The sequence below is a fragment of the Chromatiales bacterium genome, assembly GCA_024234935.1.
In the GTDB taxonomy this organism is placed as follows: domain Bacteria; phylum Pseudomonadota; class Gammaproteobacteria; order Steroidobacterales.
Map to the genome: position 1 here is coordinate 338,018 of JACKNI010000002.1, position 23,672 is coordinate 361,689.

Here is a 23,672-nt window from a genome sequence, read left to right on the forward strand (position 1 = left end):
ACCGCCGGCAGATTTCACCGCCCATCTGCCCGCAGCGACAACTGCAGTTTTCCTGATCACCGGGAATCATTAACATGCCGGCATGCCATCTGACAGCACTTCCGGGACAACGTCCCGTCCGGGCTTTTTCGCCCGCCTCAAGGATCGCCTCAATATCGGCAAGGATTCTCCCGCCAGGAGCACTGGCAGCAAGCTCGGTGGCGCACTGGACTGGCTCGTCGGCCGCAAGCTCGACGACGCGATGATCGAAGAACTCGAGACCAGTCTGCTCGCAGCCGATGTGGGCGTTGATGCGGCGGAGGACATCATCCGTCGTATCCGCAAGAAAGCCAGCGGTCGCAGCATCGCCTCGGTCGAGGACGCGCGCGCGATCCTCCGCGAATCGATTCGCGAAATCCTTGAACCACGCGCCCGGCCGCTGGTGATTCCGGACTCACCCCGCCCCTTCCTGATCCTGATGGTGGGCGTGAATGGCTCGGGAAAGACCACCACCATCGGCAAGCTCGCGCGACGCCTGCGCGAGCAGGGCCTGAAAGTCATGCTGGCGGCAGGTGACACCTACCGCGCGGCAGCCATCGAACAGCTGCAGGTCTGGGGCGAACGCAATGACGTACCGGTGATCACGCAGCAGACCGGCGCGGACCCGGCGGCAGTCATCTACGATGCCTTTGAAGCGGCGCGCGCACGCGGTATAGATGTGCTGCTGGCCGATACGGCCGGCAGGCTGCAGAACAAGGCTCATCTGATGCAGGAATTGCAGAAGGTCGTCCGCATAGCCCGGCGGCTCGATCCGACGGCCCCGCACGAAATCATGATCGTGCTTGACGCAAGCCTCGGCCAGAACGCGGTCGCACAGGCGCTGCAGTTTCACGCCGCGATCGGCCTGACCGGCATCACCATGACCAAGCTGGATGCCGGCGGCAAGGGTGGCGTGCTGATCGCGCTGGCCGAGAAGCTCGACGTACCGGTGCGCTTCATCGGCGTCGGCGAACAGGCCGCGGACATGGATGTATTCAATGCCGGCGAGTTCGCCGCTGCGCTGGTCGGATCGGCGACGCAGTCGGCGGAAAGCTGATGATCCGGTTCGAAAACGTCAGCAAACGCTACGACGGCGGGCACGAGGCGCTGTCGGGCGTCTCCATCGAAGTCGCGGCCGGCGAACTCGCATTCCTGACCGGCCGCTCCGGTGCGGGCAAGAGCACGGTGTTGAAGCTGGTTGCGCTGATCGAGCGACCCACCCGCGGTCAGGTCATCGTGGGCGGCAGGCAGCTCAACAAGCTCGCCTATCGCGAAGTTCCCGCCTATCGCCAGCAGATCGGCATGGTGTTTCAGGACAACCGGCTGCTGAACGATCGCAGCGCCTACGAGAACGTGGCCCTGCCGCTCATCATCAGCGGCACCGGCCAGCGCGAAATCGGCCGGCGCGTCCGGGCGGCACTCGACCAGGTTGGCCTGCTGGACCGCGAAAAATACCCGCCGACAGCGCTGTCAGCCGGTGAGCAGCAGCGGCTCGCCATCGCGCGCGCGGTAGTGAGTCGCCCGGCCGTACTGATTGCCGACGAACCCACCGGCAACCTCGATCCGGAGCTGTCGCTGGAAATCATGACCCTGTTCCGGCGGCTGAACGAAGTCGGGGTGACGATGCTCATCGCCAGCCACGACCTGCCGCTGGTCGAGCGTTTCGGCAGCCGGCGCATCGTGCTGAGCGGCGGCCAGGTCAGCAGCGGTGAAACCATCGACAGGCCAGCCGGAGCCGCCAGGTGAGCCCGGGTATCTGGCTGGCGCGACACGCGCAAAACCTGCTGGGCGCTCTGGGTGCAGTGAGCCGGAATCCGCTCGGTACCTTTCTGACCGTATCGGTGATCGGGATCGCCCTCGCCCTGCCGGCCGCACTGAACGTCCTCGTCCAGACGGGCAAATCCGCAGCCGGAAACTGGACAGATGTGCGCGACTTCTCCATCTACCTGCAGCCGGCGACGCCGCTGGCGCGGGCTGAAGCGCTGGCACGCGAACTGCGCAAACGGGACGGCATAGACTCCGTGCAGCTGATCACGGCCGACGCGGCAGTTGCGGAACTCGGCAAGGACCCGGTCTTTGCCAATGCGCTCGCGGCCCTGGAGAGCAACCCCTTGCCGCACACGCTGGTGGTGCGCCCGGCCGCGGACATGGGCAGCGAGCAACTCGGCAAGCTGAGTACAGAGCTGCAGAAAACGCCCGACGTGGACCTGGTGAAGCTGGACCTGCAATGGGTGCAGAGACTCAATGCCGGGCTCGATTTCCTCGCCCGGCTGGGCTGGATCGCTGCCGTACTGCTGGGTGGCGCGGTGCTCATCATCGTCGGCAATACGATCCGGCTCGACATACAGACCCGGACCGAGGAAATCGAGGTCGCCAAACTGCTGGGCGCCACCGACACCTTCGTGCGCCGTCCCTTTCTGTATCTGGGGCTCTGGTATGGCCTGTTCGGCGGCCTCGTTGCGGTACTGATCCTGGCCGTCAGCCTGTGGCTGCTCGGCGGCCCGGTCGAGAACCTCGCGAGCCTGTATGGCAGCAGCCTGGCACTCGAAGGACTCGGCCTCACGACCCTCGGCGCGGTACTCGGGGGCGGGCTTCTGGCGGGCTGGTGCGGCGCCTGGCTGGCCGTGACCCGGCACCTGTCGGGCTTGCGCCCAAAGTACTGAGCTGCCGGCCAAGTCTTTGTTTGTAATGGCTTCCTGATCGCAGAAACGGGAACTCGACTGCGCTTTAGCACTCTAAGCCTGCGAGTGCTAAGATCGTTCCGGAGGAGGTTTCTGCATGAGTACTTCGACAATGCTGGTCAGCGGACACAAGGATCTCGCCTTTGCGGGACCCTTGGGCAGTCTCGACGCCTATATAAGCAAGGTTGTCCAGGTGCCGGTCCTCAGCCAGGCCGAGGAACTTGCACTCGCGCGGCGGTTTCGCGAAGACGATGATCTGGATGCGGCACGCCAGCTGGTGCTTTCCCAGCTCCGTTTTGTCGTCCACATCGCGCGCGGCTACACCGGTTATGGCCTGCCGCTCGGCGACCTGATCCAGGAAGGCAATATCGGCCTCATGAAGGCCGTGAAGCGTTTCGACCCCGAGATGGGCGTACGGCTCGTCTCCTTCGCCGTGCACTGGATCCGTGCAGAGATCCACGAATACGTCCTCCGCAACTGGCGTCTCGTCAAGATCGCGACGACCAAGGCGCAGCGCAAACTGTTCTTCAACCTGCGCCGGGCAAAGAAACATCTGGGCTGGCTGTCGGCCCCCGAACGCGAAGTCATCGCCAAGGACCTGGGTGTCACCGCCCGCGAGGTTGGCGAAATGGAAGAGCGTCTTGCCGGTCAGGATGTGAGCTTCGATCCGGGGCCCGAGACCGACGACGAAACCCCGTACGCACCTGCGCTCTATATTGCGAGCGAGTCGGGCGATCCGGCCCAGGCGCTGGAAAACGACGACTGGCGCGAACAGGGTGCCGACCGCCTGCATGACGCACTCGACAGCCTGGACGCCCGCAGCCGGGAAATCCTCGAAGCGCGCTGGCTCGGCGACAAGAAAGCCACGCTGCAGACGCTGGCGGCCCGTTACGGCATCTCTGCCGAACGCGTCCGGCAGATCGAACAGACGGCGATTCGCAGCCTGCGCACCGCCATCTGAACGATTCCGGCAGGCGCTACTGCGTCTGCGTCACCGGCAACAGGGTGATTTCCACGCGACGATTCATTGCACGCCCTTCCTTCGTGTCGTTGCTGGCGATCGGTCGCGATTCACCGTAGCCAACCGCGATCAGCCGCTGGGCGTTGATGCCCTGGGCGGCAAGATAGCTGCTGACACTGCCGGCACGCCGCTGTGACAGATCGAGGTTCTTGTCCTCCGGGCCCGTGCTGTCCGCATGACCGGCGATATCCACCACCGTCTTGTCGAACTCTTTCAGCACCAGCGCAACCGAGTTCAGCACCTGGTAAAACGAGGCGTTGATGTCCGCGCTGTTGGTCATGAAAGTCACGTTGCCCGGCATGTTCAGGATGATGTTGTCGCCGTTGCGGGTCACGCTCACGCCTGTCCCCTGCAGCTGCTCACGCAGCTTCGCTTCCTGACGATCCATGTAATTGCCGACGGCACCGCCCGCGAGACCTCCGGCTCCGGCGAGAATCAGCGCACGTCTCTTGCGCTCGGACGAACTGTCGCCGGTAATCAGTCCGATTGCAGCACCTACACCTGCACCGATGGCCGCACCCTTGGTGGTATTGCTGGTTTTCTGCGCACCGGTATAGGGGTCGACGGACTGGCAGCCGGCAAGCGCCAGACTGATACCGAGCACCAGCATGGTCAGTTTGATTGTTCCGTGTGTATGCATACTCTTGAACTCCTGAAATTTCCCGTGCCGGCAACCGGGCCGGCGGCAGCAGCCGAAGCTGCACAAGACTTGCCGTCCGGAGTTTAACCACGTATGAACAAGGATGCTGCCGCCCGTTTTCCATGGAACAGCATGCCTTGCAGCGTGACCGGCAGCGCCTTCTGTAGAATTACCAGTCCCCGGACCACGGGTGGAGTAACGATGGCAAGCAAAGCGAAAAGCAGATCCGCATCGGCCCGGCAGCCACTGGTCGGCGTCGTGATGGGCTCGGACTCCGACTGGCCCACGCTCCGGGCGGCGGTGGAAATCCTGCAGAAATTCGGCGTGCCCTGCGAGAAACGCGTGGTCTCGGCACATCGAACCCCGGACCTCATGTTCGAGTACGCCGCCGCCGCGCGCGGCCGTGGCCTCAGGCTGATCATTGCCGGCGCAGGCGGTGCCGCTCATCTGCCCGGCATGATTGCCGCCAAGACCACGCTCCCGGTACTCGGTGTTCCGGTCCTGTCGAAAGCACTTTCCGGTCAGGACTCGCTGCTTTCCATCGTGCAAATGCCCAAAGGCATACCCGTGGCGACATTTGCCATCGGTGAAGCGGGCGCAGCCAATGCCGCACTGTTTGCCGTCGCCGTACTCGCCGGCGATGACCCCGCGCTGGCGAAAAAGCTCGCTGCTTTTCGCCAGCGACAGGCCAGAACCGTGATGGCCATGAAGCTTCACGACTGAATGGCGGCAATTCTCCCGCCTGCCAACCTGGGTCTGCTGGGCGGCGGCCAACTCGGCCGCTTCTTCGTGCAGGCAGCCCGGGAACTGGGCTATCGGGTGTGGGTGCTTGATCCGGATCCGGACAGCCCGGCCGGACACATTGCCGACCGGCACCTGGCTGCTGCATACGACGATCAGCCTGCCCTCGATGCGCTGGCCGCGCACTGTGCGGCGATTACGACCGAATTCGAAAACGTGCCTGCACCCAGCCTGGAGTACCTGGCACGTACCGTTTGCGTTGCCCCTGCCGCTGCCGCCGTTGCAGTCTGTCAGGACCGCATTGCCGAAAAGGAATTCCTGCACCGATACGGCCTGCCGCATGGTCCCTGGGCCGCAATCCGCAGCGCAGGCGACCTGCAGGCCGCTGACAGCGCGCTGTTCCCGGGCATCCTCAAGGTCGCGCGCTTTGGCTATGACGGCAAGGGCCAGTCGCGCGTCAACACGCGTGATGAAGCGCTCGCGGCCTTCCGACACAACGCCGACAAGGCCTGCGTACTGGAGGCATTGCTGCCGCTCGACGCTGAAGTATCGGTGGTACTCGCGCGCGGCAGGGACGGGCAGACCGAATGCTTCCCGGTCGCGGAGAACAGTCACCGCAACGGCATCCTCGATGTCTCGATCGTGCCGGCGCGCATTCCTGCCGCACTGGCCGAAAACGCGCGGCAATGTGCGCTGCAGATCGCAACTGCGCTGGACTATGTCGGCACCCTGGCTGTCGAGTTCTTCATCAGCCGCGGCAAGCTCTTCGTCAACGAGATGGCGCCCCGCCCGCACAACAGCGGCCACTACACGCTGGATGCCTGTCAGACGAGCCAGTACGCGCAGCAGGTGCGGGCACTCTGCGGTTTGCCGCTCGGCGAGCCATCGGCCCGCAGCGTTGCCGTGATGGTCAACCTGCTCGGCGACCTGTGGTTCGATACCGGCGAGCCACGCGAGCCTGACTGGCCCGTGCTGCTCGCGATTCCCGAACTCAGGCTGCATCTCTATGGCAAGAGCGAAGCCCGGCCAGGCCGCAAGATGGGCCACTTCACGGTATTGGGCAGCGATCTGCCTTCGGTGCTCGCGACCGCGATGAAGGCGCGTCAGCTGATCGGCATCCGGGACGACAGTGGCCCCGGAGTGGCCTAATATCGCTCACAGTACTCATCGACACGGATTGATGCACACATGAAATCAATACTGCTTGCCGGGCTGATCTTCAGCGCAACGGTATCGGCTGCTGAGAACCCGAACCTGCGGGTAATCGCCACCAATGTCCAGAGCGACAAGGGGCAGGTCATCGTCCGTGTGTATGACAACGCGGATGACTGGCTGAGCGACCGCTATCGCACCTTCAAGAGCGTAAAGGTCGCCGGCAACCGGGTGGGCGACAGCGTGACTCTCGAGTTGCTCTTGCCACCTGGCGAGTATGCGCTGTCAGTGTTCCAGGATGTGGACGATGACACGAAGCTGAAGAGCAACTTCATCGGCATCCCCAGGGAGCCGGCCGCGCTGTCCAACAACATACGGCCGCGGTTCGGACCGCCGAAGTACAAGGACGCCGTATTCACGATCGGCGGCGAGCCGGTCGAACAGAAACTCAGTCTGCAGTAGCCGCGCCCCGGCCCGTTTATACTCCGGACGATGAGCGACCCAGACATCCGCCGCGTACTCGACTTCTGGTTCAGTGACGGCGCCATGGATCAGCCGACCATCGACAGCCGCCTGGACCGCTGGTTCAGCGCAGACCCCGATTTTGATGCGCTGATTCGCCAGGAATTCGGGCCGCTTGTGGATCGCGCAGCCAGAGGTGCACTGAACAGCTGGGCGGAGGAGCCGGAGGGGCGGCTCGCGCTGATCCTCCTGCACGACCAGTTTCGCCGGAACATCTTTCGCGGCACGCCAAAGGCATTCTCCAGAGACGCCCAGGCGGTAAAGCTCTGCGTGGAAGGCGCTGCGACCGGCGCGTACAAGAAGCTCACGCCACTGCAACAGGTTTTCTACTTCATGCCATTGCAGCACGCCGAGTCGCTGCGGATCCAGCAGCGCTCGGTCAGGATCTACGAAGGTCTGCTGGCCGGCGTCTCGGAAACCCTCAAGGCGACTTTCGCCACCTTTGCGCAGTTCGCCGAACTGCACCACGACATCATCGCGGCCCACGGCCGGTTCCCTCATCGCAACCGGATTCTTGGCCGGCCAGACACGCCTGACGAAGCCGCATATCTGGAATCTGCCGGCCCGACTTTCGGTCAGTAACAGGAGACCTGAAACCATGCATTATCAGGCGCCGCGCCGTGTCGCGATCATCAACAGCAGGCGGATACCGTTCTGCCGCGCGAATACCGCATATACGCACCAGTCCAACCAGGACATGATGACCGCGACCCTGCAGAGCCTGGTCGATGCCTGCGGACTCGGCGGCGAGCGCCTCGGCGATGTGGCGCTCGGCGCGGTCATGAAACATTCGCGTGACTGGAACCTCGCGCGCGAATCCGTACTCGGCACGACGCTGGCGCCTGAAACGCCGGCCTATGACCTGACCCGCGCCTGCGGCACCAGCCTTGAAGCGGCCATCCAGCTCGGCAACAAGATCGCACTCGGCCAGATCGACTCCGGTATCGCCGCAGGTACGGACTCGATCAGCGATCTCCCGGTCGTCTATCCGGACGAGTACCGCGAGCTTCTGCTCGGCAGTGCCCGAGGCCGCTCGGTCAGCGAGAAGCTCCGGCCTTGGCTGGGACTCCGGCCGCGGATGTTCAAGCCTGAAACGCCCGGCGTCGTCGAACCGCGCACGGGTCTCAGCATGGGCCAGAGTACCGAACTCACCGCAAAGCAGTGGAGCATCTCGCGCCGCGACCAGGACCAGCTCGCGCTGGAGAGTCACCAGAAAGCCGCGCGCGCTTACGATGAAGGCTTCTACAAGGATCTGGTCACGCCCTGGCAGGGAGTCAGCGAGGACAACAACATCCGTCGTGATTCAACGCTGGAGCGGCTCGGAAAACTGAAACCCGCTTTCGATCGCGGGCCGGCCGGCACGATGACCGCCGGCAACAGCACGCCGCTGACCGATGGCGCAGCGGCCGTGCTGCTGGCATCGGAGGACTGGGCCAATGCGCACCGCTTGCCTGTCCAGGCCTGGTTGCGCTATGGCAAGGTGGCTGCCGTCGACTTCGTCGGCAAGGAAGGGTTGCTGCTCGCGCCCGCCTATGCAGTGTCGGCAATGCTGGCTGATGCGGATCTGGGCCTCGGCGATTTCGATTTCTATGAAATCCACGAGGCCTTCGCTGCGCAGACTCTGGCGACGCTCAAGGCATGGGAGTCACCTGAGTTCTGCAAGGACAAGCTGGGCCGCAGTCAGCCGCTGGGGTCGATCGACCGTACGCGGCTGAACACCCGCGGCGGCAGCATTGCCATCGGCCACCCCTTTGCTGCAACCGGCGCACGCATTCTGGGGGCGCTTGCCCGACAGCTCGAACTGCGCGGCCGCGGCCGCGGCCTTGTTTCCATCTGTACCGCGGGCGGTATGGGTGTCACCGCAATCATAGAGCGATGAATTGAACAGTTTTAACAGCTTCCTCGAAACCGCCAACTCCTTCCTCTGGCATAACGCAGTCCTGTTTCTCGTGCTCGGCACGGGGATCGTTTTCACGCTCTGGACGCGCTTCAGCCAGTTCCGTTCGCTGACGCACGGCCTGCACGTCCTGCGCGGCCGCTACGATAATCCGGCCGACCCCGGCGCCATCAATCACTTCCAGGCGCTGTCGGCCGCACTGTCGGCTACGGTCGGCCTCGGCAATATCGGCGGTGTGGCGCTCGCCATCAGCCTGGGCGGACCGGGAGCCGTGTTCTGGATGTGGGTGGTCGGCTTTTTCGGCATGGCGCTCAAGACCACCGAAGTCACGCTGGCAATGCTCTACCGGAATACCACCGACCCCGACAACCCGCACGGCGGCGCGATGTGGGTCATCAGCAAGGCGCTGGCGGATGGCCCGCCCTGGCGGCAGAAGCTCGGCAAGCTGATCGGTGGCCTGTTCTGCGTCACGCTGCTGGTCACGACAGTCACCGGTGGCAACATGTTCCAGGCCTGGAACGTCGGCAACATGACCGAGCTTTATTTCGACGTACCCGGCATCTTTGCGGGCATTGCGCTGGCGATCATCGTCGGCCTGGTGATCCTCGGCGGTATTCACCGCATCGGGCGAGTAGCAGCTGCGCTCGTGCCATTCATGATCACCATCTATTTCGCCGCCGCGGTCTATGTACTGGCAATGGACGCCGGCGAGATTCCGGCCATGTTCGGGCTCATCTTCCGCTCGGCATTCTCACCCACGGAAGCGAGCGGCGCTTTCATCGGCGGGACCATGGGTTACGCCTTCCTCTACGGCATGAAGCGGGCAATTTTTTCCAACGAGGCTGGCCAGGGCACCTCGCCGATCGCGCATTCGGCTGCCAAGACCAGCGAACCCGTGCGTGAATCCGTCGTTGCCGGGCTTGAACCCTTCATCGATACCATCGTGACCTGTACGGTGACTGCGCTTGTCATCATCGTCACTGGTACCTGGAACCGCCCCGCGGAAGCGACCCTGCCTGACAACGTGCAGCCGATTGCTGTTGCAGCCGGCGAATGGACACTGCCGGAGACCGATGCCCCGGCCCGTATCGGCAGCGCCTGGTCCGGCGGTGAGCGCGTCTTCACCATCCTGCGCAGCGCGCCGAACGAACAGACCGGCAATGACCTGCACCGGCTGGGGGGGACCATCGAGATTGCGGCTGCCGGCGGCCCGGTCATTCACTGGAACACGCTGCAGAGTGTGGAGGCCCCGCAGATGACTGATCACGGCATCTACGTCAGTTATGTCGGTGCGGCACTGACCGCTGTTGCATTCGATTCAGTGTTGCCGGGCCTCGGCCGATGGGTGGTGACGCTTGCCGTCTGGCTGTTTGCGATTTCGACGATGATTTCCTACAGCTACTACGCCGAGCAGGGCATCGTGTACCTCGCTGGTGAGCGATGGGTCGCGCCATTCAAGTATGTGTACTGCAGCCTAGCCATCGTCTCGACGCTCGGTTTCCTGAAATCCGACGCACAGCTCGACAATTTGAGCGGCCTTGGCACCGGGCTCATGCTGTTCGTGAATATTCCGATCATGTGGTTCATGGGTCACCGTGCGATGCGCGCCTATCGCGACTACATGGCGCGGCTCGATTCCGGGCAGATGGGTGCGGGTCACCTGCCGCCGGCGCTCCGCGATGTGATCAGCGGACACGATGTCGACAAGTAGGAGCGGCTTCAGCCGCGATTGAGAAGCGCACTGACCTGTTCCGCTATCGCCAGTGATGCGGTGAGCCCCGGCGAATCGATGCCGTAGAGGTTGACCAGTCCCGGCACACCGTGGGCTTCCTCACCCTGCAGGACAAAGTCCGCTGCAGCTTCGCCGTGCCCGGCAAGTTTCGGCCGGATACCCGTATGGCCCGGCTGCAGCCGGGCTTCGTCGAGATCGGGGTAGTAACGACGGATGGCTGCGGTGAAAGCGGCTCGCCGGTCCGGATCGAAACTGTAGTCGATTGAACTGATCCACTGGAGGTCAGGGCCGAAACGCGTCGCACCGCCGAGATCCAGCGTGACGTGTATACCCAGGTCGGCGGGACCGGCGACCGGATACACAAGGTGGCTGAAGGGCGATTGGCCAGCCAGCCGGTAATAGTGGCCACGAGCCAGATGCCGTGACGGAATCGTCGCCCGCGGCAGCACATCGATATTGCGGGCAAGATGCTGCGCATGTAGCCCGGCGGCATTGACCAGGCTGGCGCAGCGCATCACCGTTGCGCCCTCCACCTGGATCTCGAAGAGCTGTTCCCGGCGAACGACCCGGCTCACCCGCGTGTCGAGTACTACGGTGCCCCGATGTGCCTCCAGATCTCCCTGCAGCGCGAGCAGATAGTCCCGGCTGTCGATGATGCCGGTCGATGGCGAATACAGCGCCTGCACGCAATGCACGGCGGGCTCGAGTCTGCTGACCTCAGCAGGACCGAGCCTTGTCAGATCAGTGACGCCGTTGGCACGGGCCTGTGCGAGATAACCGTCGAGGACGGGAATCTCGGCATCCCGCGTCGCCACGATCAGCTTGCCGGTCCGGGCGTGGGCGATACCCTTGGTCTCGCAGTAGTCGTAGAGCGCCTGACGGCCACGGACGCACAAGCGCGCCTTCAGCGTATCGAACGGGTAGTAGATACCCGCATGGATGACTTCCGAATTGCGGCTGCTCGTCTCCGTGCCGGTGGCACCGGCTGCCTCCACGACGACGACCTCCAGACCGCACAGGGCCAGCGCGCGGCCCACGGCGAGGCCGATCACACCGGCGCCAACGACGACGCAGTCAACAGTGTCGTCGTGCATGCCTTAGGCTGACCGCACCTTCACAAAAGACCCCGGCGCATCTTCGATCACGGCCAGCTTGCCATCGCCCGGCTTGCGCGCGGGAACCATCTCGCCGGACTGTGGCGCGAGCCATGCTTCCCAGTCGGGCCACCAGGAGCCCGGGTGCTCGGTGGCACCTTCCAGCCAGGCGTCTATCTCCCAGGGCTCGGCATCATTGCGCCAGTATTGATACTTGTGGGCATCCGGCGGATTGATGACGCCGGCGATATGACCGGAGCCGGCGAGCAGGAAACGCACCGGGCCGGAAAAATTGTGACGCGCCTTGAACACGGAACGGAAGGGCGCGATGTGATCCTCGCGGCAGGCCTCGAGGTAGACCGGCACCGTCACCTTGGCGAGATCGATGGGCACACCGGCGAGTTCGATGGCGCCCGGCCTGACGAGATTGTTGTGCAGGTACATCTGCCGCAGGTAGAACAGATGCATCTTGCGTGGCATGCGGGTGGCATCGGCATTCCAGTGCAGCAGGTCAAAGGGCTTCGCTTCCTTGCCGAGCAGGTAGTTGTTGACGAAGAAGGACCAGATCAGGTCGTTGGCGCGCAGCATGTTGAAGGTGGTGAACATCGCCTGGCCTTCGAGATAGCCCTTGCCCCCCATCATCTGGTCGAGATTATCGAGCTGCTTCTCGTCGATGAAAACCGAGAGATCGCCGGGCTCGGAGAAGTCGACCTGGGCGGTGAGCATGGTCGCCGTCTTGATGCGCTGGTCACCGATGCCGGCAAGGTAGCCAAGTGCAACGCCCAGCATCGTACCGCCGATGCAGTAACCGACCGCGCTGACTTCGTGCTCACCGGTAGCGGCCTCGATCGCATCGAGCGCCGCGACGACACCTTCGGTCAGGTAATCGTCGAAGGTCTTGTCCGCCAGTGACTCGTCAGGGTTGACCCAGGACACGGCAAAAACCGTATAGCCCTGCCCGAGGGCCCAGCGAATGAAAGACTTTTTCTCGTTGAGATCGAGAATGTAGTACTTGTTGATCCACGCCGGAATCATGACGATCGGCGTACGGTGCACCTGTTCCGTGGTCGGCTCGAACTGGATCAACTGGATAAGGTCGTTCTGGAAGACCACCTTGCCGGGGGTCGTGGCCAGATTGACGCCGAGTTCAAAGGCGTCCGGGTCGCTCATCGTGACACGCAGTTCGCCCTTGCCACGCTCCATGTCGCGCTTGAAATTCTCGATGCCCCGGGCGAGGTTCTGCCCCTGGCTCTCCCAGGTGGCGCGCAGTACCTCGGGGTTGGTCCACACGAAATTGCTCGGCGCAAAGGCATCGGCAAACTGCCGCGTGTAGAAATTCACTTTCTTCGCAGTCTGCGCATCCAGCCCTTCCAGTCCGGACATCGTGTCGACTAGCCAGCGCGAAGTGATCAGGTACGACTGCTTGATGTAATCGAACAGGGCATTTTCCTGCCAGTCAGGATGACGGAAGCGGCGGTCGCCCGGTTCCGGTTCCGCGACTGGCGGAAATGCCGGAACTGCCGGCTGATCACCGCTGCGGGCTTTGGTGGCCATCGAGGCAGCCATCTGTTGCCAGAGCAGCATGTGCTGCTGCCAGAGCTGCAGGTTGGCCTGCATCAGACGCGCCGGGCTCATGGACAGCTGGCTGGCTGCCCCCTGCATGGCCGGAGCGACGTTGAGCGGATCGAGTCCGCGTCCGGCACCGGCGGAGGGCACCTTCATGATCTCGGCAAACATCGTTTGCGCTGCCTGTGTGTACTCGGCGAGCTGGCGGGAAAATTCGGCGGGATCGTAAGATGGAAAGCTGGGTTCTGCGGACATGTTGCGGGCTGACTGCCGCCCGGCATTCAATCCGGCGGCAGGGCGTCTACTCCTTGTGATCGGTGGACTTGTCCTTGCTTTTCTCCGCGGTGGGACGCGGCATCATCATGTCGAGAAAGGTTTTCTGCATGCGGGTCCAGGCTTCGATGTTCTTTGCCGCCATATCCTGCATCGAGCCGAGTGGCGACAGGTGCGGCGGTGTCATGCCCAGCGGCAAGGCGCCCATCGATTTCTGGATCTGGTCCTGCAGGCTTTTCTGCTGCTTCATGAACACGTCGAGACTGCGCTCGAGATAACCACCCATCAGCTCCTGCAGCGGATTGCCGTAGAAGCGGATGATGTGGCGGAGCATCTCTGCCGACAGTATCGGCCGGCCGCCCTGCTCCTGCTCGGAGATCACCTGCAGCAGAATGCTGCGCGTGATGTCCTCGCCGGTCGTGTCGTCGATCACCACCACGTCTTCACCGCCGGCGACCAGCTGCCTGATGCCGTCCAGCGTGACGTGACGACTGGCCTCGGTGTCGTAGAGGCGGCGATTAGCGTACTTCTTTACTGTCCTCGGCATGGATCCAGCTACCTGATCATCGGGGTGTGCCTGTCGCTCGGGTTTTGATTCTAACCCGGTATTCCGGCAGCGGTATGTGCACCGCGACACGGGCAGGCAAGCAGTTCCGGCGGGGTCGCGCAAAGAAAAAGGGCGCTCACCTCAGCGGCGAGCGCCCCTTCGGATCGGCAAAGTCTGTATTCAGGCAGCCTTGGTCTGGCTGGCAGCCACCGTGGCCTGCGCCTTGGCCTGTACGCTGCCGGCGATTTCCACGTACTCCTGGGTACGACGGACCAGCTGTTCACCGAAAGCGCGGGTGAACTCCATCTGGCGGGTCAGGAACTCGCCGTAGTTGGCGACGTTGGTCGGCAGGCGGGCCTGTTCGACCGCGAAATTGATGCAATCACCCAGAACCGCATAGTTCTGCTGGGAGAGGCGCTCGAAAGCTTCAACGGCGACGCCATTGAAAGCACGCAGGGGCTCAAGAGCCTCTTTCTGGAAACCGGGGATATTCGGAAACTGGTTCAGAGTGGTCATGGTCAGGACTCCTTGAAAGCGGGTTGCACTGGACAAGACGCATTCTAGGGCAGATTGTTGTGCATCGCAAGAGAATCTGTGTATTTATATAAGATATTGTTTATAAAAATATCTTTATCAATTTGAACCAAACTTCGACGTGATGTTAATGCGCTGCATAGTGCGCAACCCCGTCAAAAAAATGTAATTGCGCTGTGATCAGACTGCAAACAGCGGGACGAATACTGGGCTCCGTGGACAGCGACCGGATTTCCTGGTCGGACCCACTGACGGAGACACCATGAACCAGCACAGCCTGGGCAGTGCACTACCGAGCTGGCCTGAAGCCTTGCGCCAGGCCTCTGCCCTCACGCTCCCCACCCGCAGCCCGGCACAGGTCTGGACCCGCAGCAATATGGAGATCAAGACACGTGGACAAAGATCTGCTCGGCTACCTGATGGCGGCATTCCCAGACGAGAGCGAAGTGCTGCCTGCACCTGATCCGTGCGATTACCTGACCATCCGTGGTTATCGCGTCTCGTTCGAGTCCGGAGCAGACCCCGGGTTGCTGGGGCTGCTCTCGGCACTGCAACCGGGTGCGCAACGGCGGCGTGCGGCAAGCTCTCAGGGAGTGACTTCGATGACGGTCTGACCAAAGGTGATATCGCCATCACTGTGGCTGATCAGCCCCAGGTGCAGCCCCAGCGACAGGCCCTGCCAGCTCAAGCCAACGCTGGCCGGACCGCCGGTGCCGAGACTGCCCGGCGCAGTGAGCGTTGCATTGGCCCGGTCGGCACCTACCGTCCATACCAGCAGATTGAAGGTCGCACTGCCGCCATCGGTATCGAAGCCATGCACATCGACGTAGTACTCGCCCGGGGTGACAAAGCTCTGACCTTCGGCAGGAATCAGGTTGATGACCTCCTCCGAGTCGGCATTCTGGCTGGGCGTGGCCTCCTCGATGCACTCGCCAAAGCCCGGACAGGCATACAGATAGAGATCAAGATCAGCATTGCCGTTGCGCGCCTCGTTGAACAAGGCAACGCGCAGATACCGCGTGCCGTCCGGCACGATGATCGGCAGGCGGCGCACGCTGGCCGGCAGTGAACCGCTGCCGGGCTGGACAAAGCTGTAGCTGTCGGTCGGGTCTTCGGCGACGGTTGCATCCGTCAATGCCGCACGCAAGTTCTCGGGCTGCCCCTCATTTGCCGCTTCCAGTCCGCTCAGCACCGCCTGATAGGTCCCCGTGTAGCCGCTCTTCAGGACCACATCGAGACTGCCTTCCGCCCCGCTACCGGTGACGACGATGGGCGCAGCGAAGCGCAAGGCCTTGATTGCCAGCGGCGAGCGCACGCTGGTTGCTCCGGACGACCAGGTCAACGCGCCGAACTGCCAGGCATCGAAGGTGGTGTACTGCGTCGAGAGCCGGATCTCGAAATCCGCACTCTCGCCAGCCCCGAGTGACAACAGCGAGGGACTGACCTCCGCGTTGATCGTGGTCGGCATCTCCACGCTGGCGACAAACTGCGCCGCTTCGCCGACGTTGGTCACCCGCCGCCGGATGATTTGCTCACTGACCAGGTCATCGGTGGCGATCGTCGGCAGATTGAGGTCACTGCCATCGGTCGCGTAACCGTCGGCCTCCAGGCGCGCGCAATCGACCGAACTGTCCCTCGGCTGATCACGGCCGCAAAGAAAGGCATCGTAGTCATCTGCACCCGCGTCATAGACGAGTCCGGGCGCAAAAGCTGCATTGGGCACCATATGACCGGCCCCGAAGTCGAAGGGATCAGCCGGCGTTTCGCCGTCCTGGTTGAGCACATCCTGGCGCGCCGTGGTGATCAGCGCAGAGCGCAGCGCCGCCGGACTCCAGTCCGGGTGCGCTTCCTTGAGCAGCGCTGCAACGCCGGCCACATGCGGGGCCGCCATCGAGGTGCCGGACAGATACTGGAAGGTCTCACCACGCAGGTTGTTGGCCCCATCCGGCGTTTGCGCCCCGAGGATCTCCACGCCCGGTGCGGTGAGGTCGGGCTTCAGTACATCCGTCTGCCAGTGGTTTGGGCCCCGTGAGGAGAACGCCTCCATCAGGTTCCCGGAATCAGCAATCCGCAGGAACAGGCCCTTCTGCAGGGTTACTCCCACGGTGTCCCCGGCGACCAACCGTGCGCGCAGCAGTTCGCCGTCGTCGTGGCCGATCATCAGCGCGGGAATAGTGATATCGCCGCGCGAACCGGTCATGATGATTGCTTCGCCCTGGTCGTTGAATATCAGCGCGGCTTTGGCGCCAGCATCCTCGACATTGCGCACCTTCACGTCGAAGTTGCAGCCGCCGCGCTGTACCAGCGCGATCTTGCCGCTCAGTTCAGCGGTATTGCGCACCGTCTCGCAGGCATCAAAGGTGGTACCGATCGTGGTGTCGAAAAAGCCGTAGATGCCATCGTCAACCAGCACGAGGTCCAGCGTCAGCGGACCCTTGTCCCTGAGCAGGGGCGTGAAGTCTGCTTCAACTGCCACATAGTCGTTCTGCACGCTGGCCGGACTGTTGACGCGGATCGCATCATGAAAGCGTCCACCGCGCCGGCTCGAAGCACCCACCGCCAGCACCCAGGGCGCCGCTGCCGGCGAGTCCACGGTTTCCGGTGCCGGTCCCTCGTTCCCTGCCGCCGCAACCACCAGGACACCGGCGTTCACGGCCGCAAGCAGCGCAAGGTCATCCGCATCGACGATATCGTCGTCAGTGCCCACCGAGTAATTGATGATGTCGACGCCATCGGCAACGGCGTCTTCGATGGCCTGGGTCAGGTCCGCCGTACTGCATGAGCCGCGCGCTGCACCCGGCTCCAGCCAGCAGGCCTTGTACACGGCGATGTGCGCCCGCTGCGCCATGCCGCTGATCTTGTCGACGAACTCGCCGCCCAGCGTTGCATTGACGCGATTCCCGGCAGCGACCGAGGCAATATGCGTACCGTGACCATCGGCATCTTTCGGTGAGATGAACTCATTCTCGTTCAGTGCGTACTGCTCGAGGAATCCGTCGATGTAGTAACGGGCGCCGATCAGCTTGTTGTTGCAGTCGGTGCTCGCAAAACCCTCGCCCGCCTCGCACACGCCCTGCCAGCCGGCGGGCCGCGCAAAGACCAGCTGGTCGGGGCGCGACTTGAAGCGCTTGCAGAGCCACAAGCCGAGCAGCGAGTTTTCAGCCCAGGCAGAACGACAGAGGCGGGGGCGCTTTGCCGGAATGGTGTCTTTGAAGCTGATGTGGCCGGGCGCGATGCCACTGTCGATCACGCCGATGACCACGCCTTCGCCACTGAGCTTTCGATCTTTCCAGAGACCGCCGGCTGTGGCGGTCAGGCCCAGGAAGTCCGGACTGTCGCTGGTCCTGACCTGCTGCTTGCGGTCTTCCCAGACATTGAGTACGCCCTTCCGTGCCCTGAGCTTGCGCGCCTGCGTCGGCGTCAGGCGTGCGGAGAACCCGTTCAGCGCATAGCGATAACTGTAGAGCTTGGCGTGGCGCGCCCCGATTGCCTCGAGCGTCGCATCGTGCCGGGCGACGAGACGGTCCGTGTAACGCCGTACCGCCGGCGACTGCGTCTCCAGACGGGCACGAACGCCCTTCCGGCGCTCGGGGCGCAGACCGGGCTCGGCAACGGCAGGGGGCGCTGCGAGCTGGACGATGTATATGTGTTCTTCGTCGTCGGCAGCTGCGATCGCTTTCAGGCGCGTACCCGCGGCAGGAGCCGGAGCCGCTCCCAGCGAATGCACAAATAATGCTGCCGCAGCACCAATGGCGTATGTCAGATGCTTTTTCATGCGTGACCGGCCGGGATCTTGCTTTTCTGGTGCCCCGGCAAAGGGTTGGCACTTATTGTTAAGTGGTCAGCCTAACACAGCTTTCTTTTTTGCCGCCTTCTTCTTTGCACCCGCTTTCTTGCGGACACCGGTCTTCTTCTTTGCAGCAACAGGCGGCGCAGAGCCGTCCGCCGCAGCCTTCTTCGGTGTCTTCTTCCTGGCCGCTTTTTTCGTCGCCTTCTTGACGATTTTCTTGCCCCAGCGGCGCTTGCGCACCGGCGCATCCGCGAGCAGCTTGCGCGCCTCTTCAAGCGTGATCGACCCGGGTTCCCGGTCCTTTGGTATCCGGGCATTGCGCTCGGCGTCCGCCAGGTACGGCCCCCAACGGCCATTCAATATGCGTATGCCGTCCACGCCAAAGTCCTTGACCAGTTTCTTGGCATCCGCTTCCTGTTTTGCCCTGATCACCTCGATGGCTTCCTCGAGCGTGACTTTCAGCGGATCGATATCCTGCAGGGAAGCGTATTTCTTGACGACCTCGCCGGTCTCCTTGTCGACCGTCTCGTACTGCACATAGGGGCCGAACATCCCGGTATTTGCACTGACCGGTTCACCGCCCGGCAAGGTGCCGAGCTTCCTCGGCAGCTTGAATAGCTCGAGCGCGTCGGGCAGCTCGATATTGAACATGCTCTGACCGGGCTGGAGGCCCTTCCACTTCGGCTTTTCTTCGTCGTCGCGGGTGCCGATCTGGATGAAGGCGCCATAGCGACCAAAACGCGCCGACACCGGCCGGTCAGAGGCCGGATCCTTGCCGAGTTCGCGGGCCTGTACCGCCTCATCGCGGCTGACTGACTTGTCCTTTTCCTTGAGCAGGACGGCAAAGGGCTGCCAGAACTCTTCCAGCACCGGCACCCAGGCACATTCACCGCGCGAGATCTGGTCGAGTTCGTCTTCCATGTGCGCGGTGAAGTCGTAATCGACATAGCGGGTGAAATGACTGGTCAGGAATCCGCTGACCACACGCCCGCCATCGGTGGGCTTGAGCGCCCGGCCCTTCAGCTCGGCGTACTTCCGGTTCAGCAGCGTCGAAATGATCGAGGCATAGGTCGAAGGCCGGCCAATGCCGCGCTCCTCAAGTGCCTTGACGAGACTTGCCTCCGTAAAGCGCGGGGGTGGCTCGGTGAAATGCTGCTCCGGGCGAACGGCCTCCAGCGACAGGATGTCGCCCTCATGCACAGCCGGCAGTTTCACTTCGTTATTGTCGTCACCGTCGTCATCACGACCTTCAAGGTATACGGCAATGAACCCGGGGCTCACCAGCGTCGACCCCGAAGCCCGGAATCGGCCTGCCTCCGCGCGTTGTGCCGGCACCAGGTCGACGGCGAGCTGATCGTACACGGCGGGCTCCATCTGCGAAGCGATGGTGCGTTTCCAGATCAGGCTGTAGAGCTTGTACTGCTCGTCACTCAGGAAGCGCTGCAGTGATTCGGGTGTGCGGCGGATACTTGTCGGCCGGATGCCTTCGTGCGCTTCCTGCGCATTCTTCGCCGTGGTCTTGTAGACGTTCGGCTGCGCCGGCAGGCTGGCCTTGCCATAGCGCTCGACGATCAGGCCGCGGATATCATCGATGGCTTCTTTCGCCAGTCCGACAGAGTCGGTACGCATGTAGGTGATCAGGCCGACCGTGCCTTCGTCAATGGCCACGCCTTCGTACAGCTTCTGCGCAACCTGCATGGTGTTGCGGGCGCGGAAGCCGAGCTTGCGTGAGGCTTCCTGCTGCAGCGTCGAGGTCGTGAACGGCGGCGCGGGTCGGCGACGGCGCTGACTGCGCTCCACACCCCTGACGCGAAGTTTGCCTCCGGCAGCGGCTTCAAGCGTGCTGCGGGCCTCCTCCGCCTGGGCCGCATTCTGAAAGCTGAAGATCTCCGGCTTCTCGCGATTCAAGCTGTCGATGACCTTGCGGCCCGCATACTCGACCAGGCGGGCCGCAAAAAATTGCGGCGCGGTTCCGGTCAGGGCATCGATGGACCAGTATTCCTGGCTGCGGAAGGCCTCGATGGCTTCCTCACGCTCGACCAGCATGCGCAGTGCCGGACTCTGCACGCGCCCGGCCGAGAGCTTCGGGCTGATCTTCCGCCACAGCAGTGGCGACAGCTTGAAGCCGAGCAGGTGGTCCAGCGCACGCCGGGCGCGGTAGGCGTTGACGAGGTCCATGGAAACCTGGCGCGGCTGCTCGATGGCCTCGCGGACTGCCCGCTCGGTGATCTCATAGAACACGACCCGGTAAACGGAACGGTCCTTCAGCAGCCCCCGCTCACCAAGCACCTCCTGCAGGTGCCACGATATCGCCTCACCCTCCCGGTCAGGGTCAGTGGCCAGATAAAGCGTATCGGCCTTCTTGAGGGCACTGGCGATGGCGGCGATATGACGCTCCTTGTCCTCCGCCACCGCGTACTTCATTTCATAGCCGTGCTCCGGATCGACGGCGCCATCCTTCTCCAGCAGGTCGCGCACATGCCCATAGGACGCAAACACCTTGAAGTCCTTGCCGAGGTACTTCTCGATGGTCTTTGCCTTTGCCGGCGACTCCACGACGACGATACTGGTCATGCGCTCCCAAACCCGGGCTGAAGATCTGCAGAAAACGCGGACTCTACAGACGACGAAGCCGCGACTCTAGCGCGGCTTGACTGCTGAAACACGAATAAACGCTCAATGCATGGCGTCGGCGCTCTCCTCGAAGACCAGATCTTCCATGCGCGAAAAGGCGGTTTCCTGGCCTGGCTGGGCAAACAGGACCATCAGTACAACCCACTTCAGCTGCTCTTTATCGACCGTATCCGAGCCCAGGGCCATCAACCGGTCGATTACCACTTCACGCTGTGCGGCCGAGAGGATCCCGACCTGCTCCAGATAGAGCAGATAACCGCGGCAGTCGAGATCCAGCCGGCGTATCTCCACCTCGTTGTAGACACGCACCGAGCGCTCGCCCGGAATGCCCGCGTAAGGGGCGCTGGTTTCGTTCAGACCATCGAGCCAGTCCAGCGCACTGTCGACTTCAGGCTCACCGAAACCGGCCCGCAAAAGCTCGTCGCGCAGCACATCCTGGTCTGCTGCCTCCGGCTCCTGCTCCGTGTAGGTCTCGAAGAGGTACAGGAGAACGTCGAGAACGGTATCGCTCATTATTCGACGCTCCGGTTGATCCTCTGATAGCGGCCGCCAGCCAGCGAACGCACCAATCCCTGCAATTCGAGGATCAGAAGCATGGAGGAAAGCTCCCCGATCGTCAATCCGCAGCGCGACGCGAGTACATCGACAGCAACCGGATTACAGCCCATCGCGGCCAGCAGATCAGCGTGTTCCGTATCGGACACAGTCGTGGAAATCACGCCTCCCGCTGCAGCCTCATGCTGATCTGCCGATTGCCGCTCCTGCTCATCACCAGACCGCAAACCGGCCAGCAAACCACCCAGCTCATCGACGATATCCGCTGCCGTCTCCACCAGACGAGCACCTTCGCGTATCAACCGATGACAGCCGCGCGCCACGGGATTATGTATCGAGCCCGGAATGGCAAACACCTCGCGGCCCTGCTCCATCGCATGCCGTGCGGTAATCAGTGCACCGCTCCGGACGCTGGCCTCGACCACCAGCACACCGACGCAAAGGCCACTGATGATCCGGTTGCGACGTGGAAAGTTGCTGCGTGAGACCGGCGTACCCGGCGCAAACTCCGAAACGATCGCTCCGCCAGCCGCGACGATCTGCGCGGCGAGCCCGGTATGACGACGCGGATACACGCTGTCCAGGCCGGTACCGCAGACCGCTATGGTGTGGCCGTCCGGCGCATGCAATGCACCGAGATGGGCCGCGGCATCGATGCCTTCGGCAAGTCCGCTGGTGATGCAGAAACCGGCAGCAGCGAGATGTGCGGCAAAGCTGCGGGCGGTATCCGCGCCCTCGGCCGTCGCATTGCGGCTGCCGACGATCGCGAGCTGCGGCAGGGTCAGGACATCCGGATTGCCGGCCACGAACAGCGTGGAAGGCGGACGCGAGATCTCCCTGAGCAAAGGCGGATAGTGCGGATCATCTGGTCGCAGCAGATGATGGTCCGGTGCCGAAAGCCAGGCCTCAAGAGCCGTGGCCAGCCTTGCTTCAGTGCTCAATACGCTCCTTGCGACGGGTCAGGCACCGTACCCTCCCGGAAGCAGCGCCCCGCGGCTCAGTCCGGGTTTTGCACCTTGTCGAGTACATGAATGGCGCTCTCGGCACTCATGACCAGGCCGTAGCTGATCCGGTCATAGGTCTTGAACACCATTAGAAGCCCGGCACGCTCATCCGGCAACTGTACTTTGCGGTTGAAGATGCCGGATTTGACCCGGTCGTGCACTTTGTTGCCAGCCTGCCAGATACTCAGCACGTGGCCGGATTCGAGACCATCGCGGGTCCCGCGGTTGATGATCACGACCTGGTACTGGCCAATCTGCGTGACACCATCGACGACATGGATGATGCGACCATCGACCTGCTTGTCGGGCGCCCGCGGGACGAAGTGCATGGGCAGCGGCGCCTGCATCTGGGGCAGCAAACGGTCACCCACCAGGGCTTCCCGAGTTGAACCAGTGAGCTGCATCGTCGCCGGGTCGCCCGTACGGCTTGCATGGGCCTCGGCGACAAAAATACCTTCATAGCCAACGACATCACCGTCATCCGGATCGACGATCTTGTCACCCGGGTGGATCAGGTTATAGACCTTGTCCGGATCGATGGCGTCGCCACGGACATAGGCATCGTTGCCGGTTGCGCCCACCAGGTGACTGTCGCGCAGCGCGACAATGTAGGGCAGTTTCTCGAGTTCGTTCTTCTCCAGCACCATGCCTTTGCTGAGAAACGGCGCGACGGCGCCATAGGGCAGCGTGCGGATAGCCGAGTCCAGCGATTCTTCACGAACGCGCGGCGAAAGCTTTTCGGTACCGGAAACCGTACCCCGCTCCAGGCGAAGCTGGGGTTTGCCATCGACATACACGAGTGTGAGTACATCGCCAGGGTAAATAAGGTGCGGGTTCGCAACCTGCGGGTTGACGTACCAGATCTCCGGCCAGTACCAGGGGTCGCGCAGGAATCTGGCGGAGATGTCCCACAGGGTATCGCCAGGCTTCACGACATAAGTATCCGGATGCGAGGGGTTCAGCTCAACGCCGCCACCCTGCTGTGCATTCAGGCCGCTCGCAAAGCTGGTCAGCGTCACCAGCAAGACACCGGCCAGAAGGCCACGAAAACCACGCTGCTGGACTGGCCCGGACTGGGAGATTTTCATGGGGACTCCATCCCTGCTTGGAAGGCCTGCCGACGACGAATGGCCCCACGGTATAATCATGGCGCTCGCGCGGCTGACCAGATGCGACAACAACCCCGGGGAAACCCGACCCCGGCTGACCATTGCCAGATGTATCATAATTTTGAGCAAGTTACATAGCACTTGGCGCCAAACTGTGAAGGA

At 62.9% G+C, this 23,672-nt stretch carries 21 protein-coding genes; 11 read left to right on the forward strand and 10 right to left on the reverse strand.

All coding sequences use genetic code 11. The annotated features are described in order from the left end of the window. The first annotated feature begins 82 nt into the window (after window positions 1-82). The 4 genes from ftsY to rpoH all read left to right on the forward strand — a co-directional run bounded on the left by ftsY (window position 83) and on the right by rpoH (window position 3,660). Window positions 83-1,075 (forward strand): signal recognition particle-docking protein FtsY, encoded by a 993-nt coding sequence (gene ftsY, locus H6979_06945; GenBank protein MCP5139574.1) that lies wholly within the window; start codon window positions 83-85, stop codon window positions 1,073-1,075. Continuing rightward, window positions 1,075-1,764 (forward strand): cell division ATP-binding protein FtsE, encoded by a 690-nt coding sequence (ftsE, locus tag H6979_06950; protein MCP5139575.1) that lies wholly within the window; start codon window positions 1,075-1,077, stop codon window positions 1,762-1,764. Before ftsY ends, ftsE begins: the two co-directional genes overlap by 1 nt. Next, complete coding sequence (locus H6979_06955; protein ID MCP5139576.1) at window positions 1,761-2,681, forward strand: hypothetical protein; 921 nt, start codon at window positions 1,761-1,763, stop codon at window positions 2,679-2,681. The genes ftsE and H6979_06955 overlap by 4 nt, the downstream gene beginning before the upstream one ends. Before the next feature lie 115 nt (window positions 2,682-2,796). Then, window positions 2,797-3,660, forward strand: coding sequence for an RNA polymerase sigma factor RpoH (gene rpoH, locus H6979_06960; GenBank protein ID MCP5139577.1), 864 nt, complete (start codon window positions 2,797-2,799; stop codon window positions 3,658-3,660). A 16-nt stretch (window positions 3,661-3,676) separates the two neighbouring features. On the opposite strand, the gene H6979_06965 is transcribed toward rpoH, so the two are convergent. Further along, window positions 3,677-4,330: an OmpA family protein gene (locus tag H6979_06965; protein ID MCP5139578.1), complete on the reverse strand. Its 654-nt coding sequence runs from the start codon at window positions 4,328-4,330 to the stop codon at window positions 3,677-3,679. A 231-nt stretch (window positions 4,331-4,561) separates the two neighbouring features. Between H6979_06965 and purE the strand changes: the two genes are divergently transcribed. From purE to H6979_06995, 6 genes are read left to right on the forward strand one after another with little or no spacing between them, the layout of a single operon-like run. Further along, window positions 4,562-5,083: a 5-(carboxyamino)imidazole ribonucleotide mutase gene (gene purE / locus H6979_06970; GenBank protein MCP5139579.1), complete on the forward strand. Its 522-nt coding sequence runs from the start codon at window positions 4,562-4,564 to the stop codon at window positions 5,081-5,083. Further along, the gene (locus tag H6979_06975) at window positions 5,084-6,250 is read left to right on the forward strand and encodes a 5-(carboxyamino)imidazole ribonucleotide synthase (GenBank protein ID MCP5139580.1); all 1,167 of its coding nucleotides are present in this window, start codon (window positions 5,084-5,086) and stop codon (window positions 6,248-6,250) included. A 39-nt stretch (window positions 6,251-6,289) separates the two neighbouring features. Continuing rightward, complete coding sequence (locus H6979_06980) at window positions 6,290-6,715, forward strand: DUF2141 domain-containing protein (protein MCP5139581.1); 426 nt, start codon at window positions 6,290-6,292, stop codon at window positions 6,713-6,715. Window positions 6,716-6,745: 30 nt separating this feature from the next. Then, on the forward strand, window positions 6,746-7,357 hold the full coding sequence (locus tag H6979_06985) for a DUF924 domain-containing protein (GenBank protein ID MCP5139582.1): 612 nt from the start codon (window positions 6,746-6,748) through the stop codon (window positions 7,355-7,357). A gap of 16 nt (window positions 7,358-7,373) precedes the next feature. Further along, window positions 7,374-8,654 carry an acetyl-CoA C-acetyltransferase gene (locus H6979_06990; protein MCP5139583.1) on the forward strand — a complete coding sequence of 427 codons (1,281 nt, stop codon included), beginning with the start codon at window positions 7,374-7,376 and terminating at the stop codon, window positions 8,652-8,654. Window position 8,655: 1 nt separating this feature from the next. Beyond that, window positions 8,656-10,383 (forward strand): sodium:alanine symporter family protein, encoded by a 1,728-nt coding sequence (locus H6979_06995; protein MCP5139584.1) that lies wholly within the window; start codon window positions 8,656-8,658, stop codon window positions 10,381-10,383. Window positions 10,384-10,391: 8 nt separating this feature from the next. Here H6979_06995 and H6979_07000 read toward each other — a convergent pair whose 3' ends face one another. The 4 genes from H6979_07000 to H6979_07015 all read right to left on the reverse strand — a co-directional run bounded on the left by H6979_07000 (window position 10,392) and on the right by H6979_07015 (window position 14,400). Continuing rightward, window positions 10,392-11,498 carry an NAD(P)/FAD-dependent oxidoreductase gene (locus tag H6979_07000; GenBank protein MCP5139585.1) on the reverse strand — a complete coding sequence of 369 codons (1,107 nt, stop codon included), beginning with the start codon at window positions 11,496-11,498 and terminating at the stop codon, window positions 10,392-10,394. 3 nt (window positions 11,499-11,501) lie between these two features. Further along, window positions 11,502-13,235 (reverse strand): class I poly(R)-hydroxyalkanoic acid synthase, encoded by a 1,734-nt coding sequence (gene phaC / locus H6979_07005; protein MCP5139586.1) that lies wholly within the window; start codon window positions 13,233-13,235, stop codon window positions 11,502-11,504. Window positions 13,236-13,365: 130 nt separating this feature from the next. After that, a complete protein-coding gene (gene phaR / locus H6979_07010; protein MCP5139587.1) occupies window positions 13,366-13,884 on the reverse strand; it encodes a polyhydroxyalkanoate synthesis repressor PhaR in 519 nt (172 codons plus the stop codon). 180 nt (window positions 13,885-14,064) lie between these two features. Continuing rightward, a complete protein-coding gene (locus tag H6979_07015; protein ID MCP5139588.1) occupies window positions 14,065-14,400 on the reverse strand; it encodes a phasin family protein in 336 nt (111 codons plus the stop codon). Window positions 14,401-14,810: 410 nt separating this feature from the next. Here H6979_07015 and H6979_07020 point away from each other — a divergent pair, with 410 nt between their 5' ends. Continuing rightward, a complete protein-coding gene (locus H6979_07020) occupies window positions 14,811-15,032 on the forward strand; it encodes a hypothetical protein (GenBank protein MCP5139589.1) in 222 nt (73 codons plus the stop codon). Here the strand turns inward: H6979_07020 and H6979_07025 are convergent. The 5 genes from H6979_07025 to H6979_07045 all read right to left on the reverse strand — a co-directional run bounded on the left by H6979_07025 (window position 15,005) and on the right by H6979_07045 (window position 23,489). Then, complete coding sequence (locus H6979_07025) at window positions 15,005-18,193, reverse strand: S8 family serine peptidase (GenBank protein ID MCP5139590.1); 3,189 nt, start codon at window positions 18,191-18,193, stop codon at window positions 15,005-15,007. The genes H6979_07020 and H6979_07025 overlap by 28 nt on opposite strands. A gap of 66 nt (window positions 18,194-18,259) precedes the next feature. Further along, a complete protein-coding gene (gene topA, locus H6979_07030; GenBank protein ID MCP5139591.1) occupies window positions 18,260-20,782 on the reverse strand; it encodes a type I DNA topoisomerase in 2,523 nt (840 codons plus the stop codon). Between the two features lie 102 nt (window positions 20,783-20,884). Then, a complete protein-coding gene (locus tag H6979_07035; GenBank protein MCP5139592.1) occupies window positions 20,885-21,355 on the reverse strand; it encodes a DUF494 domain-containing protein in 471 nt (156 codons plus the stop codon). Then, on the reverse strand, window positions 21,355-22,338 hold the full coding sequence (gene dprA / locus H6979_07040) for a DNA-protecting protein DprA (protein MCP5139593.1): 984 nt from the start codon (window positions 22,336-22,338) through the stop codon (window positions 21,355-21,357). The genes H6979_07035 and dprA overlap by 1 nt, the downstream gene beginning before the upstream one ends. A gap of 56 nt (window positions 22,339-22,394) precedes the next feature. Beyond that, complete coding sequence (locus H6979_07045; protein MCP5139594.1) at window positions 22,395-23,489, reverse strand: LysM peptidoglycan-binding domain-containing protein; 1,095 nt, start codon at window positions 23,487-23,489, stop codon at window positions 22,395-22,397. Between the last annotated feature and the right edge of the window lie 183 nt (window positions 23,490-23,672).